Source organism: Mailhella massiliensis, assembly GCF_900155525.1.
In the GTDB taxonomy this organism is placed as follows: Bacteria; Desulfobacterota; Desulfovibrionia; order Desulfovibrionales; family Desulfovibrionaceae; genus Mailhella; species Mailhella massiliensis.
Window position 1 is genome coordinate 126,937 of the sequence record NZ_LT706942.1, and the last position, 15,537, is coordinate 142,473.

General features: G+C 60.2%; 11 protein-coding genes and 1 tRNA gene. 5 read left to right on the plus strand and 7 right to left on the minus strand.

What is annotated here, in order from left to right:
* The first annotated feature begins 30 nt into the window (after positions 1–30).
* The 3 genes from prfB (at position 31) to xth (ending at position 2,626) form a co-directional block, all read left to right on the plus strand.
* Positions 31–1,144, plus strand: a protein-coding gene (gene prfB, locus CZ345_RS02985) for a peptide chain release factor 2 (protein WP_204224210.1) whose coding sequence is annotated in 2 segments (ribosomal slippage) — positions 31–105 and positions 107–1,144 — 1,113 coding nt in all. Because the reading frame shifts where the segments join, the coding sequence is not laid out codon by codon here.
* Between the two features lie 143 nt (positions 1,145–1,287).
* Positions 1,288–1,566 (plus strand): HU family DNA-binding protein, encoded by a 279-nt coding sequence (locus CZ345_RS02990; RefSeq protein ID WP_077071715.1) that lies wholly within the window; start codon positions 1,288–1,290, stop codon positions 1,564–1,566.
* Positions 1,567–1,834: 268 nt separating this feature from the next.
* Positions 1,835–2,626 (plus strand): exodeoxyribonuclease III, encoded by a 792-nt coding sequence (xth, locus tag CZ345_RS02995; RefSeq protein WP_077071716.1) that lies wholly within the window; start codon positions 1,835–1,837, stop codon positions 2,624–2,626.
* Between the two features lie 309 nt (positions 2,627–2,935).
* Here the strand turns inward: xth and CZ345_RS03005 are convergent.
* A tRNA-His gene (locus CZ345_RS03005) sits at positions 2,936–3,011 on the minus strand.
* A gap of 76 nt (positions 3,012–3,087) precedes the next feature.
* Here CZ345_RS03005 and murA point away from each other — a divergent pair.
* Both murA and CZ345_RS03015 read left to right on the plus strand, forming a co-directional pair.
* Positions 3,088–4,392, plus strand: coding sequence for a UDP-N-acetylglucosamine 1-carboxyvinyltransferase (gene murA / locus CZ345_RS03010; RefSeq protein ID WP_077071718.1), 1,305 nt, complete (start codon positions 3,088–3,090; stop codon positions 4,390–4,392).
* Between the two features lie 50 nt (positions 4,393–4,442).
* Positions 4,443–7,112: a DNA internalization-related competence protein ComEC/Rec2 gene (locus CZ345_RS03015; RefSeq protein WP_077071719.1), complete on the plus strand. Its 2,670-nt coding sequence runs from the start codon at positions 4,443–4,445 to the stop codon at positions 7,110–7,112.
* A 291-nt stretch (positions 7,113–7,403) separates the two neighbouring features.
* Here CZ345_RS03015 and CZ345_RS03020 read toward each other — a convergent pair whose 3' ends face one another.
* From CZ345_RS03020 to dsrP, 6 genes are all read right to left on the minus strand, one after another.
* Complete coding sequence (locus tag CZ345_RS03020; protein ID WP_077071720.1) at positions 7,404–7,886, minus strand: HyaD/HybD family hydrogenase maturation endopeptidase; 483 nt, start codon at positions 7,884–7,886, stop codon at positions 7,404–7,406.
* Between the two features lie 278 nt (positions 7,887–8,164).
* The gene (locus CZ345_RS03025) at positions 8,165–9,844 is read right to left on the minus strand and encodes a nickel-dependent hydrogenase large subunit (RefSeq protein ID WP_077071721.1); all 1,680 of its coding nucleotides are present in this window, start codon (positions 9,842–9,844) and stop codon (positions 8,165–8,167) included.
* Between the two features lie 14 nt (positions 9,845–9,858).
* Entirely contained in the window at positions 9,859–10,809 is a 951-nt protein-coding gene (locus CZ345_RS03030) for a hydrogenase small subunit (protein ID WP_077071722.1), read from the minus strand.
* A 489-nt stretch (positions 10,810–11,298) separates the two neighbouring features.
* Positions 11,299–12,348, minus strand: a complete 1,050-nt coding sequence (locus CZ345_RS03035) for a glycosyltransferase family 9 protein (RefSeq protein ID WP_162274919.1) — start codon at positions 12,346–12,348, stop codon at positions 11,299–11,301.
* A gap of 704 nt (positions 12,349–13,052) precedes the next feature.
* Positions 13,053–13,679, minus strand: a complete 627-nt coding sequence (gene upp / locus CZ345_RS03045; protein ID WP_077071724.1) for a uracil phosphoribosyltransferase — start codon at positions 13,677–13,679, stop codon at positions 13,053–13,055.
* A gap of 675 nt (positions 13,680–14,354) precedes the next feature.
* Positions 14,355–15,533, minus strand: coding sequence for a sulfate reduction electron transfer complex DsrMKJOP subunit DsrP (gene dsrP, locus CZ345_RS03050; protein ID WP_077071725.1), 1,179 nt, complete (start codon positions 15,531–15,533; stop codon positions 14,355–14,357).
* Positions 15,534–15,537 lie beyond the last annotated feature (4 nt).

Consider the following 15,537-nt stretch of genomic DNA (forward strand, 5'->3'; position numbering starts at 1 on the left):
TTAAAACATACCATACAAAAGGATACCGTTATGCTTCAGTTGGCCGAACTGCGTTCCCGCTGTCATGCCCTTGCCGAACAGTTCAATTCCCTCTGGGGGCGTCTTTGACCTGCCCACGCGGGAGGCGCGCCTTCAGGAAATAGAACAGATCATTTCCCGGCCCGATGCCTGGGCCGATCAGGAAAAAATGACCCCCATACTCAGGGAAAAGAGCCGTGTGGAAGCGGAAGTCGCCCGTTTCCGTGAACTTCGCTCCAGCTATGAGGAAATGGAGGAGTGGCTCGGCTTTGTTTCCGAGGGCGAGGAAGAAGCCCTGGAAACCTTGAACGAACAGGCCGACATTCTGGAAAAGCTGCTGACGGAAACGGAAATGACCGTGCTGCTCAGCGGCGAGGCCGATCACATGGACGCTCTTTTGGATATTCATCCCGGAGCGGGCGGTACCGAGGCTCAGGACTGGGCGGAAATGCTGGAACGCATGTATCTGCGCTGGGCCGAAAGCCATCAGATCAAGGCCGAAATCGTGGATTTTCTGCCCGGGGAAGAAGCGGGCATCAAGGCGGTTACCATACGGATGCAGGGCGAGAACGCCTACGGCCTGCTCAAGGGAGAGAAGGGCATTCACCGGCTCATCCGCATTTCCCCCTACGATGCTTCCGGCAGGCGGCATACGTCCTTTGCTTCCGTGGACCTCATTCCCGATGCCGGGGAGATTTCCAACATCGAAATCAGGGAATGCGATCTGCGCATCGACGTGTACCGTGCTTCCGGCGCGGGCGGCCAGCATGTGAACAAAACGGAATCGGCCGTGCGCATCACGCATATTCCCACGGGCATCGTGGCGCAGTGCCAGAACGAGCGTTCCCAGCAGAGCAACCGCGAAAGCGCCATGCGCGTGCTCAAGGCGCGACTCTACGCCTATGAACAGAGCAAGCGCGACGCCGCGCGTCAGGCCGACTATGCAGGCAAGGACGCCATAGCCTTCGGCAGCCAGATACGCACCTATACCCTTCAGCCCTACAGGCTGGTGAAGGATCACCGTACGGGCTGCGAATGCGGCGATGTGGATGCCGTGCTGAACGGACGCATCGATACATTCCTGCGCGATTACCTTCTCTACCAGCACGAACACAGCCGTCAATAGGCGTTTTTCCTTGCAAGGCAACGGATTTAGGGTTATAGAAAACTGGCTTGCCATAATGGAGTTCACCGGGGGCATCCCCAGCATCATAATCCTTCTCCCTGCCGGCACGCCTCGGCAGGTTAATACCGTATGACGGAGATGTCATGAATAAAAGCGAACTGATCAAGAATCTCGCCGAACAGTCCAATGTGTCGCTGGATGAAGCTACCCTTGTGGTCAATACCTTTGTTGACTGCATGAAGGAGGCTCTCCTGGCCGGCGATCGCGTGGAGATCCGCGGTTTCGGCAGCTTCAAGGTTAAAGAATACGGTTCCTATGCTGGGCGCAACCCCCGTACGGGCGACCGTGTGGAAGTGAGCCCCAAGCGTCTTCCCTTCTTCCGTGCCGGTAAGGAACTCAAGGAATACCTCAATAACGACTAGGCGTTTCGTCGGCCTCGGGGCCGCTTGGAGAGTCTGGGCGGCTCGTTTTCGCAGCAGGCGCGTGCGGCTTCAAGGGCCGGAAAAAACGCGTGAAGGGCGTTTGTCGCCTGCGCGGAGGCATGGCGGGATATTTCCCCGCGCGTGATGCGCGAAAAAAGGCAGGTTTTGCAACCTGCCTTTTTTTCATGGATTCTGCCAGAGGAGCTTTTTTCTTGAGCTTGCGGGCATTGTCGCGTAAGTTCAGCCGAACGGAAAAAAGGAAGGAATTATGTCACTCATGCGTTTTGTGTCGTGGAACGTCAACGGGTTCCGCGCCGTCAGCAAAAAGCCCGACTGGGAATGGTTTTCCCGCACGAAGGCCGATGTGGTCTCCCTGCAGGAAACCAAGGCCTCCCCGGAACAGATTCCCGCATCTCAGCGCGAGCCGGAGGGCTGGAGCTCGTGGTGGTCGGCCTCCACGGTGAAGAAGGGATATTCCGGCGTGGCCGTGTTCAGCCGCAGGGAGCCCATGCGTGTGGAACATGAGCTGCCCGACCCGGATTATCACGGGGAAGGGCGAGTGCTGCATCTGGAGTTTCCCGAACTGCACTTTTTCAATATCTACTTTCCCAACGGCGGGGAGGAGCTGGAAAAGGGCGTGTTCAGGCGCGTGCCGTACAAGATGGGCTTTTTCAACGCCTTTCTGGACTATGCGGAGGAACTGCGTGAGGACAAGCCCATCGTGGTATGCGGCGACTTCAATATCTCCCACCGGGAAATAGACCTGGCCCGTCCGAAGGAAAACGTGTTCAACACCGGCTTTCTGCCGGAAGAGCGCGCCTGGATGGACCGTTTTGTGGAAGCCGGTTATGTGGACACCTTCCGCCATGTGCATGGCGACGAGGAGGGGGCCTACAGCTGGTGGTCGTACAAGACGCGGGCGCGCGAGCGCAATATAGGGTGGCGGCTGGACTACTTTTTTGTTTCGTCCGAATTGCGGAATCATATCCGCGATGCATGGATAGAAAACGATGTGTACGGTTCCGATCACTGCCCCGTGGGGCTGGCGCTGGAACTGTGATGCCGGGGCGGCAATGCCGCCCTGCAGGGAAAAGAGCGGCGGGCATCCCCCGCCTTTTTTACGCGAAGGCGCGGGGGATGCGCGTTTTCCGCAGACCATGCGGAAAGCCTGCGTACGGATGCGGGAAATGTTCCCGCTGATGGACGGCTTTTTCCGAAAGATACGCCGGAGAGGAAAGAATACTCCGGTGTACGTTGCCGCAGGTAAGAAAAACGCCCTTCAGAGAAGGGCGACGTTGAGGAAGGAATATGAACGCTGAGCGCAGAACGCAGGGTATAAAAAAAGCCCCGATGGAATCGGGGCGAAATATGGGGCGAATAACAGGGTTTGAACCTGCGACCCCCTGGGCCACAACCAGGTGCTCTGCCAACTGAGCTATATTCGCCGTGCAGAAAGAGTAATTATTCGATTGCCGGAAAATAGTCAAGCGTTTTTTTTGCAATCTTTTCGGAGGATGAAATTTGGACAGTTTTCTCATACAGGGCGGAGTGCCGCTCAAAGGCGTCATTGAAGTCAGCGGCTCGAAAAACGCCGCATTGCCCATCATCATGGCTTCCATTGCCGTGGATGACGAGGTGACCTACACCAACGTGCCCGATCTGCGGGATATTCATACCACCATCAAGCTTCTCAACATGCTGGGGCGCAGTGCCGCTCTGGAAAACGGCGTGGCGACGCTGGAAGACGGCAGGGTCAGACTGAAAAACGGCGTCGTGGTGGTGAAAAACGGCGAGCTGGGCCTGGAAGCGCCGTATGAGCTTGTGAAGACCATGCGCGCTTCCGTGCTTTGTCTGGGGCCGCTTCTGGCACGAAGGGGAGAGGCCAAGGTTTCTCTGCCCGGCGGTTGCGCCATAGGCGCACGCCCCGTGGATCAGCACCTTTCCGCGCTGGAGAAGATGGGAGCGGTGTTCGATCTGGAAGGCGGCTACATACACGGCCGCTGCCCCGAAGGGCTGAAGGGCGCGCATATTCGTTTTGATTTTCCCACCGTGGGCGGCACGGAAAACGTGCTCATGGCGGCCTGCCTTGCCCGGGGAGAAACCGTGCTGGAGAACGTGGCGAGGGAGCCGGAAATCGTGGATCTGGCCCGTTTCCTCATCCGTTGCGGCGCGCAGATCGAAGGGCAGGGTACCAACGTCATTCGTGTACAGGGGGTGGAGAAGCTGCACGGCTGCACCTATGCCATCATGCCCGACCGCATCGAAGCCGGAACCTTCCTCATTGCCGCAGGTGTCACGGGCGGGGAGCTTCTGCTGAAGAACTGCCCGCTTGAGGATATGGATGCCGTGGTGGACAAGCTGCGCGAGGCCGGCATGATCATAGAAGAAACGCCGGAAGGCGTTCTGGCCCGTGTGGGAACGGAAGGGTTGCGCGGCGTGGATATCAGCACGCGGCCTCACCCCGGTTTTCCCACCGACATGCAGGCGCAGTTCATGGTGCTCATGTGCTGCGCGCAGGGTTCCGGCCTTGTGGAGGAAAATATTTTCGAAAACCGCTTCATGCATGTGCAGGAACTGGTACGCATGGGGGCCGATATTCATGTGCGCGGCTCCTCGGCCATGGTGCGCGGCGGCCGCAGGCTGACCGGTGCGCCCGTGATGTCTTCGGATCTTCGAGCCGGGGCCGCTCTTGTGCTGGCCGCGCTTGCCGCCGACGGGGAAACCCGGGTACAGCGTATCTATCATGTGGACAGGGGCTATGAGCATCTCGCGGAAAAGCTTTCCGCCGTGGGCGCACATATCCGCCGAGTGAAGGACCCCGACTGATATCCGGCCTTTCCGGTGCGCCCGCGTATCGGAAAGGCCTTCTTCGCCGTATGAGAACACCGCCAGTTCTGCCGCCGCTGCTTTTCCGCCAGAAGCTTCTTCTCGCCGTTCTGGCCGGATCGGTTTTTCTGCGTGATGCGGCCCTGGGCGGCACGTTCTTCCTGCTGCTTCTTTTCGTGATGAAGAAAGGAGAAAGGCCGTCGCGTTTCGTGCTGCTCGCGGCGGCTTTTCTTATGGGGCTCGGCACGACCTTTCTGGCCGGTCCCGCGGCACCCCCCTGCCCGTCCTGGGCTTCCTTTCCCGGGAGAAGCATTCTGGCGGAAGGTCGTGTCGTTTCCGTCACGGGACTTCCCGGAGAAAGAGTACGCGTGCTTCTGGAAGGGCTTCGCCCTTTAGATGTTTTTCCTTTCATGACGGAGAAAACGGCCGAAGCTGTGAATATTGCTCTGGCGAAGAGGGAAGATGCGCCTTATGCCGGGCGCAGGAATTACCCCGGCCCGGTGGTGGAAGATGCCGCTTCTCCCCTGCGTGATCTTGTAAGCATGACGCTGGACAAGGGCGCGCTTGCCTGTGCGGGCCGTCCGGTTCAGGGCCAGACGCTGCGTGCGCTCATGCGCCTGTACCCTGTAAGCGGCAGCATCAATCCCGGCACAAGCGATATTGCCGCATACTGGGCGGACAGGGGAATATGGCACGGAGCCCGCCTGAACAGGAGCGGGGATTTTCCTGTTTTTCTGGAATTTGTGGAAGGAGAGGGATGGGCATACCGGGCCGTCCTTTTGCGGGAACGCTGGCGGACGATGATGATACGCGCGCTTGCCGGTACGCAGGAGGGGGCTTTACATCAGGACGCTCCTGCGGAAGAGCGGATACCGGAAATGACGCAGGGGCAGGCCATGCTGACGGCGCTGCTTTTCGGGGATCGTTCTTATCTTGACCCGGAAACCGTGGATTTGTTCACCCGTGCCGGACTGGTACATTCCCTGGCGCTGTCCGGTCAGCATCTTGCTCTGGCGGCCATGGCGGGCGCGGCCTTCATGTTTCTGCTTTCCCGGGCGTGGCCGGAGCTTTTTCTGGTCAGGCCGAGGCGTATTCTGGTGGTTTCTGCCGGGATTCCCTTTGCCCTGGCGTATCTTTTTCTCGGCGGAGCGCCGTTTTCTCTCATCCGTGCCGCGTTCATGATGCTGGCTGCCGCCTTCTTTTTATGTCTGCGACGCTCCGTCGCTCCCATGGATGTGCTTTTCGCCGCCGCGTTTCTGCTTTTTCTCTGCCATCCGCTGGTGGCGTTTGATCTCTCCGCACAGCTTTCCGTACTGGCCGTGGCGGGCATACTGCTTGTCATGCCGCTTGTTTCCGCCCTGCTCAGGCGCTTTCCTGCAAAGCCTCGGGGCAGAGGAAAAGCTCCTTTTTCTCTGATGCGCCGTGCGGTGCACGCTTCCATCCGCTGGTCGGGGAGCATGCTGCTGGTTTCCGTTGCGGCGCAGCTTGCCGTATTGCCCGTCGTCGTTTCCGTTTTCGGGGTGATCAGCCTCAACCTTTGGGCGAATCTTCTCTGGCTGCCGCTGCTGACCTTCATCACGTTGCCGTGTGCGGCGCTGGGATTGACGCTGCTTGTCGTTTTCGGCCCGCAGCCCGTTTCCTCTCTGCTTTTCTCCGCAGCAGCCCTTCCGGCGGATGCGATGCTCCATCTTCTGGCATTTCTGGAACATGCCGGGCAGCTTTCCTTTATCCAGTGCCTGAGGCCGTCATCTGTAAGCGGGCTCGGTTATGGAGCCGTGCTGGTGGGGCTGGCCCTGGCGGCGCAGGCCGCGCTTTGCGGCAGGAAAGTGGAAAGCGTGGGAAAGAAGCTCCTCGCAGCAGGACTTCTGCTTCTGCCCGCCGGGCAGATTCCCGTATGGGCGGATGATATGCTCGCCCGGTATGAAGAGCGGGTCACCCTTACGGTTCTTGATGTGGGGCAGGGGCAGGCCGTGCTGCTGTCTTATCCGGGCGGCCGGGTGCTGGTGGATGGAGGTGGGGGCGGCTCTCCGTTTTTCGATGTGGGGCGCAGCATTGTTGCTCCCGTGCTTACGGCAGGAAGAATGCCGAGACTCGATGCCGTGTTCGTCAGCCATACGGACGCGGATCATGCCCGGGGGCTGCGCTGGATACTGGAGCATTTTCAGGTGGGCTGCCTTTACTGGTCGTTTTTTTCCGCCGCAGCCGACGATGAGGAAGGGGCGGCGCTGCGGGAAATCATACGCAGAAGAGGTATTCCCGAACGGGTGCTTTTCCGGGGAGATGCGCTGACGCTTTACGGCGATGTCCGCCTTGAAGTGGTCTGGCCGGATGAGGAGGCCCTGTATACGCTGCACCGGACGAAGGATCCGGACAACAACGAGGCATCTCTTGCGCTGCGCCTTGCAAGAGGCGGGGAGGGGCTGGCCATGCTTTGCGGCGACATGCCCTCCGACGCCCTGAGCCGCCTGGTGGAAACGGGGCAGAATCTTCAGGCTCAGGTGCTGGTGCTTCCCCATCACGGCGCGGCTTCCAGCCTGCAGACGGATTTTTACGATGCCGTAAGTCCGGATATGGCGCTGGCTTCGGCAGCGGCCTTTCACCGTTTCGCCTTTCCCGGATGCAAGGTACGGGAAGAGATGGCGCTGCGGAATATCCCCCTGTACAGTACGTCGGAACTCGGCGCATTCAGCCTGACGTGGCGTGAGAGAAAACTGTTTTAGGCGCTGCTTTTGTGCCGGAAGTTCTGGGGCAGGGCAGAAGCAGGGATGAAGCGGGGGGGGGAGGATACGCCCTCGGAAAAGCTGGCGATACGGAACCGCAGGAAGGCGATTTCGGGCATGTTGCGGATACAGTCGCCCTCCGGGGCTTGCCGTCGTGAAAAACGGGGCTGTACGGCTTTTACAGAAGGTAAGGCGGTGCTTGGAAGCTGCGGGCCCGGGCAGGTTTTCCGTGCGGATACCCGATGCACTCCGCACGGAAAAAGACTTTTCCGCCTTTTTGGGAAAACGGCGTTACTGCTTTTTACGGATCTCCACACCGAGACCGCGCAGCTCTTCCAGCAGGCGTTCCGCCAGCGTGGAGACTGCCTGCTCGCATACGGGGGAAAGCCCCACGGCCATGGCATGGTAGTCATAAGGTTCCATGCCGTAGACGACGCCTTCCGGTCTGTGGCCCAGCATGTCGCAGTAAATGAGCGTATCCACGAGGTCGGTCTGATGCAGGGAATCGCGGAAGCTCATGCTTTTGCGCAGGTCGTTGTCCGTGAGGCGGTACACGGTGCCGGGCCTGTCGCCTCCGAGCACAGCGTCGAGCACATAGACGCGGTCGCACTGCAGAAGCGCATCCATGAGTCCTATGCCCAGCGTGCCGCCGTCGAGAAGCGTGACATGCCCGGGAAAGTCGAAGCGCTCGCGCAGCCATTCCAGAGCACGCACGCCAATGCCTTCATCGGTGAATAAAATATTGCCTACGCCGAGAATGAGAATGCGTTCCATAGCGCTTCCTGAGAAGGACGGTATCGGGTGTGGAAAGGGCGGAAGAAGGCCGCACGGGGCGGAATGTCGCGCTTTATGAGCGAGAGGGCATCGCGGCTTTTTCATGCCGGAGAGAAAAACTTCCGGGAAGCGCCGGGACAGCCTTTCGTCTTCTTCCTTGGGAGGAGGCCGGTAGTTCGTAAGGGGCCGCCTTTCAAAAAAAGACCGAAGAAGCGGAAGAGCCGTTTCTTCGGTCGCATAAAGGGGAAGCCGGGGAGCCGCAGCTCCCCGGAACATGGTTACAGAACCCTGAAGTCGTAGCCCTGATTGGTGCGGCCGTCGATGACGTGCACGCCGCAGGCGATGCACGGGTCGAAGGAGTGCACGGTACGCAGGATTTCCACCGGGCGCTTGGGATCGGCCACAGGAGTGCCCACGAGAGCGGCTTCCACGGCGGAGAGCTTGCCTTCGGCGCAGCGTGGGCCGAGGTTCCAGGTAGAGGGCACCACAAGCTGGAAGTTGGCGATCTTGCCCTTTTCGATGACCAGCCAGTGCGACAGACCGCCGCGCGGCGCATGGACGAAGCCCACGCCTTCGGCATTCTGAGGAATCTGCGTGTTGATGCAGATCTTTTCGTCGCCCTTGGCGATGTTGTCTTCGAGTTCTTGGAGCCAGTTGCCGATGCCGTTGGCCACCACCACGGCTTCCACACCGCGTGCGGCGGTGCGGCCCAGGGTGGAGAAGAGCGCTTCAGGGCCGACGTTCAGGGCCTTGAGCACGGTATCCACGGTGGAGGTGACGAGCTTGTCGCCCTGGGCGTAGGAAATGAGCATCTGGGCCAGAGGGCCGGTTTCCACGGCATGGCCGTCGTAGCGCGGAGCCTTCATCCAGGAATAGCGGTCCGTATCGCCGAGCTTGGTGAACTTGGGGTCGGTCACGCCCTTGTAGGGGGTGCGGGCCTCTTCGCCTTCATACCAGCTGTGGCGGACGTGCTCGGAAATCTTCGAGGGATCGAGGGGCAGCACGTTGGAGAGATCGCGGTTGTAGATGACACCGGGCTTGAGCATGCGCGTGGTGAGGTCGCGTTCCTTGCCCGGGAATTCGCCGAAGTCCATGTAGTCGGAAACGCCTCCGCCGATGGAAGCCCAGTCCTTGTAGGCTCCGGCCACCAGCAGAAGATCGGGAATGTAGACCTGTTCCACAAAGGTGCGGGCCTTCTGGTACAGGCTCTTGAACAGCGCGATGGTGTCGGGCCTCAGGGCATTGTAGCAGGTGACGCCGCCGGCGATGAGGAACTGCGGATGCGGGTTTTTCGCTCCGAATACGGCCGTGGCACGGGCGATTTCCACCTGAACGCGCAGCGCTTCCAGGTAATGGGCCGTGGCCACGAGGTTGGCTTCGGGTTCCAGATAGTAGGAGGGGTGTCCGCCCAGGAAGTAGGCGTTGGTGAAGGGGCCGAGCTGGCCGCTTTCCACCAGAGCCTTCACCTTGGCCTGCACGGCGCGCAGTTCTTCCTCACTGGTGGGACGCGGGGAAATGGAGGCGTTCAGCTTGGCGGCCTTGGCCGGATCGGCCTGAAGGGCGGAAGCCACGTCCACGAAGTCCAGCGCGTGCAGGTGATAGAAGTGCACCACATGGTCGTGCAGATTCTGCATGCCCAGCACCAGGTTGCGGATCAGCGAGGCGTTGCGGGGAATTTCGATCTGCATGGCGTCTTCCAGCGCGCGGGTGGACGCCAGGGCGTGGGTGTAGGTGCATACGCCGCAGGTACGGGCGGTGAAGAACTGGGCGTCGCGCGGATCGCGGCCCTTGAGGATGGTTTCCAGCCCGCGGAACAGGGTGGAGCAGCTTCTCGCGTCTTTGACGCGTCCGTTTTCCACTTCCACTTCAATGCGGAGATGGCCCTCGATACGGGTCAGCGGGTCCACCACGATGGGACCGGTATAGGAACTCTGAGGAGTGGTTTTTGCTTCGCTCATGGTGGCATTACTCGCTAGTTTTCAAAGAAGGGGGTCATCTTGTCCCAGAAGTTCGGTTCGGAACAGCCGATGCAGGGGTGTCCGGCGGCCACGGGCCAGTTCACGTCGTTGAACAGGGCCTTGGGGCAGTTGTTGTACGTCACCGGGCCCTTGCAGCCGAGCTTGTAGAGGCACCAGCCCTTGCTGGCTTCCTCGGAATCGAAGGAGGGGGCGAATTCCCCGGCTTCGAAGTGAGGCAGGCGTTCGCACAGTTCGTGCACGGTGTGGCCGAAGAAGATCTTCGGGCGGTTCAGAGCGTCAAGTTCCAGCTTCATGCCGGCAAGCACGGCGGCAATGGTACCCACGAGGTTGAGGGGGTTGGGCGGGCAGCCGGGAACATTGATGGCCTTGATGCCGAGATCGGCGAAGCAGTCGTTCACGCCCTTGCAGCCGGAAGGGTTGGGCGCGGCCGAGGGAATGCCGCCGAAGCAGGCGCAGGTGCCGTAGGAGATGACGGCCTTGGCCCCGGGCAGCACTTCCTTGTTGATGGCGTACATGGTCTTGCCGCCGATGGTGCCGTAGAGCCCGTCCATGGCGGTGGGGATGGCGCCTTCCACGATGCAGACATAACCGTTGGGATTCTTCATGGCCTGATGCAGGGCATCTTCCGCAGCTTCACCGGCGGCGGCCATGATGGTTTCCTGGTAGTCGAGGGAAATGGTGTCGAGAATGAGCTCGTCGATATAGGGCTTGCTGGAGCGCAGGAGCGCTTCCGTGCAGCCCGTGCATTCCGCGTCGTGCAGGTAGATGACGGCGGGGCGTGCGGCGGACGTGAGAGCCTTGGCCAGGCGGGGCGCAAACGCGGGCCCCATGCCCATGGCGACAGCCACAGTGGAACAGAATTTCAGAAAGTCGCGGCGCGATACGCCCCGTTTTTCAAGGCGTTCTTCCGCGCCTTCTTTCCCCAGACCGATGGAGATTTGCATAAGGCCCTCCTGGCGCTGACATACAGGATTTGTCCGCGAAAGCTTCCATGGCGGCGGGAAGGTCGCGGCTTTTGCCGACATCATAACACAGAAAGTCATGCGCGGGCGCATGAGCTTCTTCTGGTATCAGTTTATGAAAGTCTACCATCACAGTTGGGGCAGGTCAACCGAAGAGAACTTTTTTTCTCAAGAAATGATAGAAAAATCACATGGTTCCATACATCATGCAAGGTGCGTGCAAGTGTGGGAGATGACAGCCTTTTTCCTTCTCTCCGAAGCAGGGGGGAAGGGAAGAACTTCTTTGCGGCGAAGATTTTTTTGCACGGATTCTCTTGGGCGGGAACAAAAGTACGCGGATGCCCTCCCTCTGCCGGAAGGCGCCTGCGAAAAAGCGCAGCGCACGGCGAGAGGCGGAGCGTCTCCGGGGCAGCGCCTCCCGGGGCGCCGTGCTTTTTTCCGAAGAGAACCGGAGGTGCTCTTCGGAAGAGGTCAGTCTTGCGCGGCGGCCTTGCCTGCGAGCATGTTTTTCAGCTCATCCAGCATACGCTGCGGCGCAATGCCCGTGATGCAGGCGTTCGCCTTCGGGCAGGATCCTGCGCCGTGTAGGGAACAGGGGCGGCAGGGCATGTCGAGCTGCACCACGCGATCCTTTTCTCCCGAGGGGAAGAAGCCCCATTCCCGGCAGGTGGGGCCGAACATGGCAAGTACGGGCGTTCCCACGGCCGTGGCGATGTGCATGGGACCGGAATCACCGGTGACGAGGGCGTCGGCGGCTCCCGTAAGCGCGCACAGTTCCCGCAGGTTCGTCTTTCCGATGAAGCTGCGCTTTTGCTCCTCCTCGGGCAGTCCGTCGCCGATGCCCACCCAGAAAAAGGCGATATTCGCTTCCTCCAGCAGTCGGGCGAACGCCAGCCATGTCCCCATGGGCCAGCTTTTGGCGGCATGGGTGGCAAAGGGGTGCAGCGCCACCAGCGGAGCGCCGTCCCGCCGAAGAGGCGCAAGCCGATCTTCGGCCCGGGCCTGTTCCTCTTCCGAGAGAAAGATGCACGGCCTCAGCTCTTCGGCCGGGGGAACGTCCTTCTTGTCGTACAGGCCGATGGCGTAACGCTGGGGAACATTGTAGCGGCGCAGCTCTTCTCCGAAAAATTTTCCCTTGCTCCATAAGAAGATGCGCCTTGCCAGCGACATCTTGTTGTAGCAGATGATGGCGTCGCGCCAGATGCGCGCCAGCATGGCGGAACGAAGATTGCGGTGCAGATCGAGCAGGGGGCTGTCGCGGTATTTTTCCATGATGCCCCGGAAGGTCATGGCCTGCGCCTGACCGTGCAGATCGTCTTCATCGAAGCCGATGACGTTGTGCACCGCCGGGTGATGGTCGAAAAGGGGCTCGAACGCTTCTTTGGTAATGACCGTGAACTTCGTGCCGTGCTTTTTGTACCAGTCGAGAAGAACACCCGTGGTGAGCACCACGTCGCCCATGGAGCTGAACCGTACCGCCACCATGTGCCTGTTGCTGATCCGGGAAGAGTAGCGTGCCATGATACCTGCCTGTGGAAAAAGTGCCTTGCGTATCGCGGGAATGTCCGGGCCTGCCGTATTGTTGCAGGGATTCGGAGAGGACCGGGCATGTTTTTTTGTATGTTCCCCGCAAGGGCGCGTCAACCGCTTCTTGCGGGCCTGTCGACGTGCCGGGGGGCTGCGCAGCCTCTGCGGCATGGCCGTGCCTGTCGGAAAGGGGAAAGGCTGCCGGCGCGGGGCGGCTGCGCGGCATCGGTTGCCGGATTTCGGCCGAGGCTCCCGTCTTTTTCGGGACCCGTCAGAGAAGGCACGAGTCTGTGTTTTCCTTCTCGCAGACCGTTTTTTCTCCGGGACTTCTCAGGGTCATGCTCGGCGGCCCGGTTCACGGGAATAAAGCAGGCCCGGTGTCGTCATGAGGAGAACCGGTGCAGAAAGCTGGAGCCTTTTTCCGTGGTGCTGCACCGCCCGAGGCATTTTTCTGTGCCGGAGAGCATGGTTTTTGTCGCCGGAGGGGCATCCCTTTCCTCCATGCCCGAGGGAAGGGACTCCAGTCTTTTCTTGAGGAGCGACGCGGGGATGCGCTCTGGACGGAGCATCCCTTCCGGGACAGGTTGCCGGGGAGCGGGGAACGTTTTTTGCCGGTTCCGGTTCGGATGTGAAGAAAAGGCAGGCCCGGGCGCATCGGCGTCCGGGCCTGTTCGGAAAAGTTCTGCCGGAGGGAGGGCCTACTTCGTGCCGAAGATGCGGTCGCCGGCATCGCCGAGACCGGGGAGAATATAGCCCTTTTCATTGAGACAGGTGTCGAGGGCTGCGGCGTAGATTTCCACATCGGGGTGTTTGTCGAGCACGGCCTTCACCCCTTCGGGGGCGGCCACGAGGTTCAGGGAGCTTATCTGCGTGCAGCCGCTGGCCTTGAGCACGTCGATGGCGGCGATGAGGGAACCGCCCGTGGCGAGCATGGGGTCAAGAATGAAGGCCACGCGCTGATCGATGCGGCGGGCCAGCTTCTTGTAGTATTCCACAGGTTCCAGCGTTTCTTCATTGCGGTACAGGCCGAGCACGCTGATCTTCGCGCCGGGCACCATGTCGAGCACGCCTTCCATCAGCCCCAGGCCTGCGCGGAGAATGGGCACGATGGTGATCATTTTTCCGGCGAGATAGTCCACTTCCACCTGACCGGCCCAGCCTTTGACCACCTTTTTTTCCGTAGGAAGATTCTTCGTGGCTTCGTAGGTGAGCAGACGGGCCACTTCCTTGGCCAGCATACGGAATTCGCTGGTGGAGGTGCTTTCCTTGCGGAGCAGACCGAGCTTGTGCCGGATGAGGGGATGGTCGACGATATGAAGAGCCATGGCGAAAATCCTTGTTTGAGAGAAACGCGGGATGCGCAGAGTACACAGACTATGCTGCCGTTATATCCGTGGCTTCCTGTTGCGTCAAGGCGCGGAATTCTGCAGGTATGCCGTCATGATGCCGGAAAAGCGGGATTTTTCACCGGAGGGAGGAGCAGAGGGGGCGGGTGCGACCCCGTTTCGTGAGTTTTTTCATGCTTCCTGAAGGGAGCTCCGACGGAGGGATGGCCCGGCAGAAAACGGGGGGCGTATCCGCCGTGTCTGACGGATGGTTTCAGAAGGGAGAGGGGATTTCCCGGCGGGAGACGGACGTTTTTTCCGTTGCCGCGGCGGAAGAGGGGGGCTTTGCGCGGTACGCTCTTTCCTTTTTTCCGTGCGGTGCGGGCGCACGGAAAAAAGAGGCAGCCAATCAAACACCTGATGTCCGTACTGCCGTGCGGTACAGGCGCGTTGCCCGGCAGGAGCGCTGCTCTTTTTTACGGCAGGGGCTGGAGTTTCGGGCCGATGCGGAAGAAGCCGTCTTGAGGAGGGGAGATGTTCCGCCTTGCGGAACGGCGTCGTCTGCCGGGCGACGCGCGAAGACCCCATGCTTTTGCCGGGGGAAAAGAAAAAGTCCGGGTGCATTTGCAGCCCGGACTTTTTGATCAGCTCATGCCGGATATTCCGGCGTAAGGCTTATTCGGCGAGTTCGAAGGGTTCCCCGCCTTCACGCTTCATTTCAAGCGCGATCTTCCACAGCAGGGTGACGACCAGCGCACCCACGGCGAAGATGCCGAGACCGATGGAGATTTCCCAGAAGGTGGGAGTATAGACTTCATAGGTTTCGTAGGGAGTGGGAGAGAAACCGCCGATGAGAAGGCCGAGGCCCTTGTCGATCCAGGAGGCGATGATGAGCATGACCAGCGCCCAGGGCAGGATCTTCATGTTGTTGCGGAACTTGGGAATGGCCAGGAGGAAGATGCTGGCGAAGGCCAGCACCACGGCGAACCACATCCAGCCGTTCAGCCACACATTGAGGCCTTCATGTCCGTTGAAGATGAACACGATGGGGTGGGCATGGCCGGGAACGCCGCTGTAGAAGGCGGTGAACAGTTCCAGCACGTAGAAGAACATGTTCAGGCCCATGGCGTAGGCGATGGTGATGGAGAGGGACTTCACCACGGACTTGCCGGGATCGAAACCGCTGAGGCGCTTCAGCAGAAGCAGGGCCAGCAGCAGGATGGAAGGACCGGCACAGAAGGCGGAAGCCAGGAAGCGGGCGGCCATGATGGCGGAGAGCCAGTAATGGCGGCCGGGCAGACCGGCGTACAGGAAGGCCGTGACGGTGTGGATGGAGAAGGCCCAGAAGATGGACACGACCACGAGCACCTTCACCCAGCGGGGTACGGGCACATGGCGGCTTTCATGTTCCAGCGACGTCCAGCCGATGACCGCGTTCAGCAGGAGGTAGCCGCAGAGCACGGTGGCGTCCCAGAACATGACGGAGTTCGGCGTGGGGTGCAGGATGATGTTCAGCACGCGCTGAGGCTGGCCCATATCCACCACGATGAAGAGCATGCACATGATGACCGCGCCGATGGCGAGAAATTCCGCAAAGACGATGACGCGGTGATACGGATGATAGTGGTGGAAGGTGGCGGGCAGCACCAGCATCACGGCCGCGGCGGCAACGCCCACCAGATAGGTGAACTGGGCGATGTAGAAGCCCCAGGACGTGTTGCGGGTAAGACCGGTCATCTGGAGACCGTAGATGAGCTGGAACACATAGACGATGAAGGCATAGCCTATGATGGCCAGCAGAAAGAGCAGCCAGATGTAGTACTTGGGAGAACCCTTGAGAACTTTTTCAACCATGGTT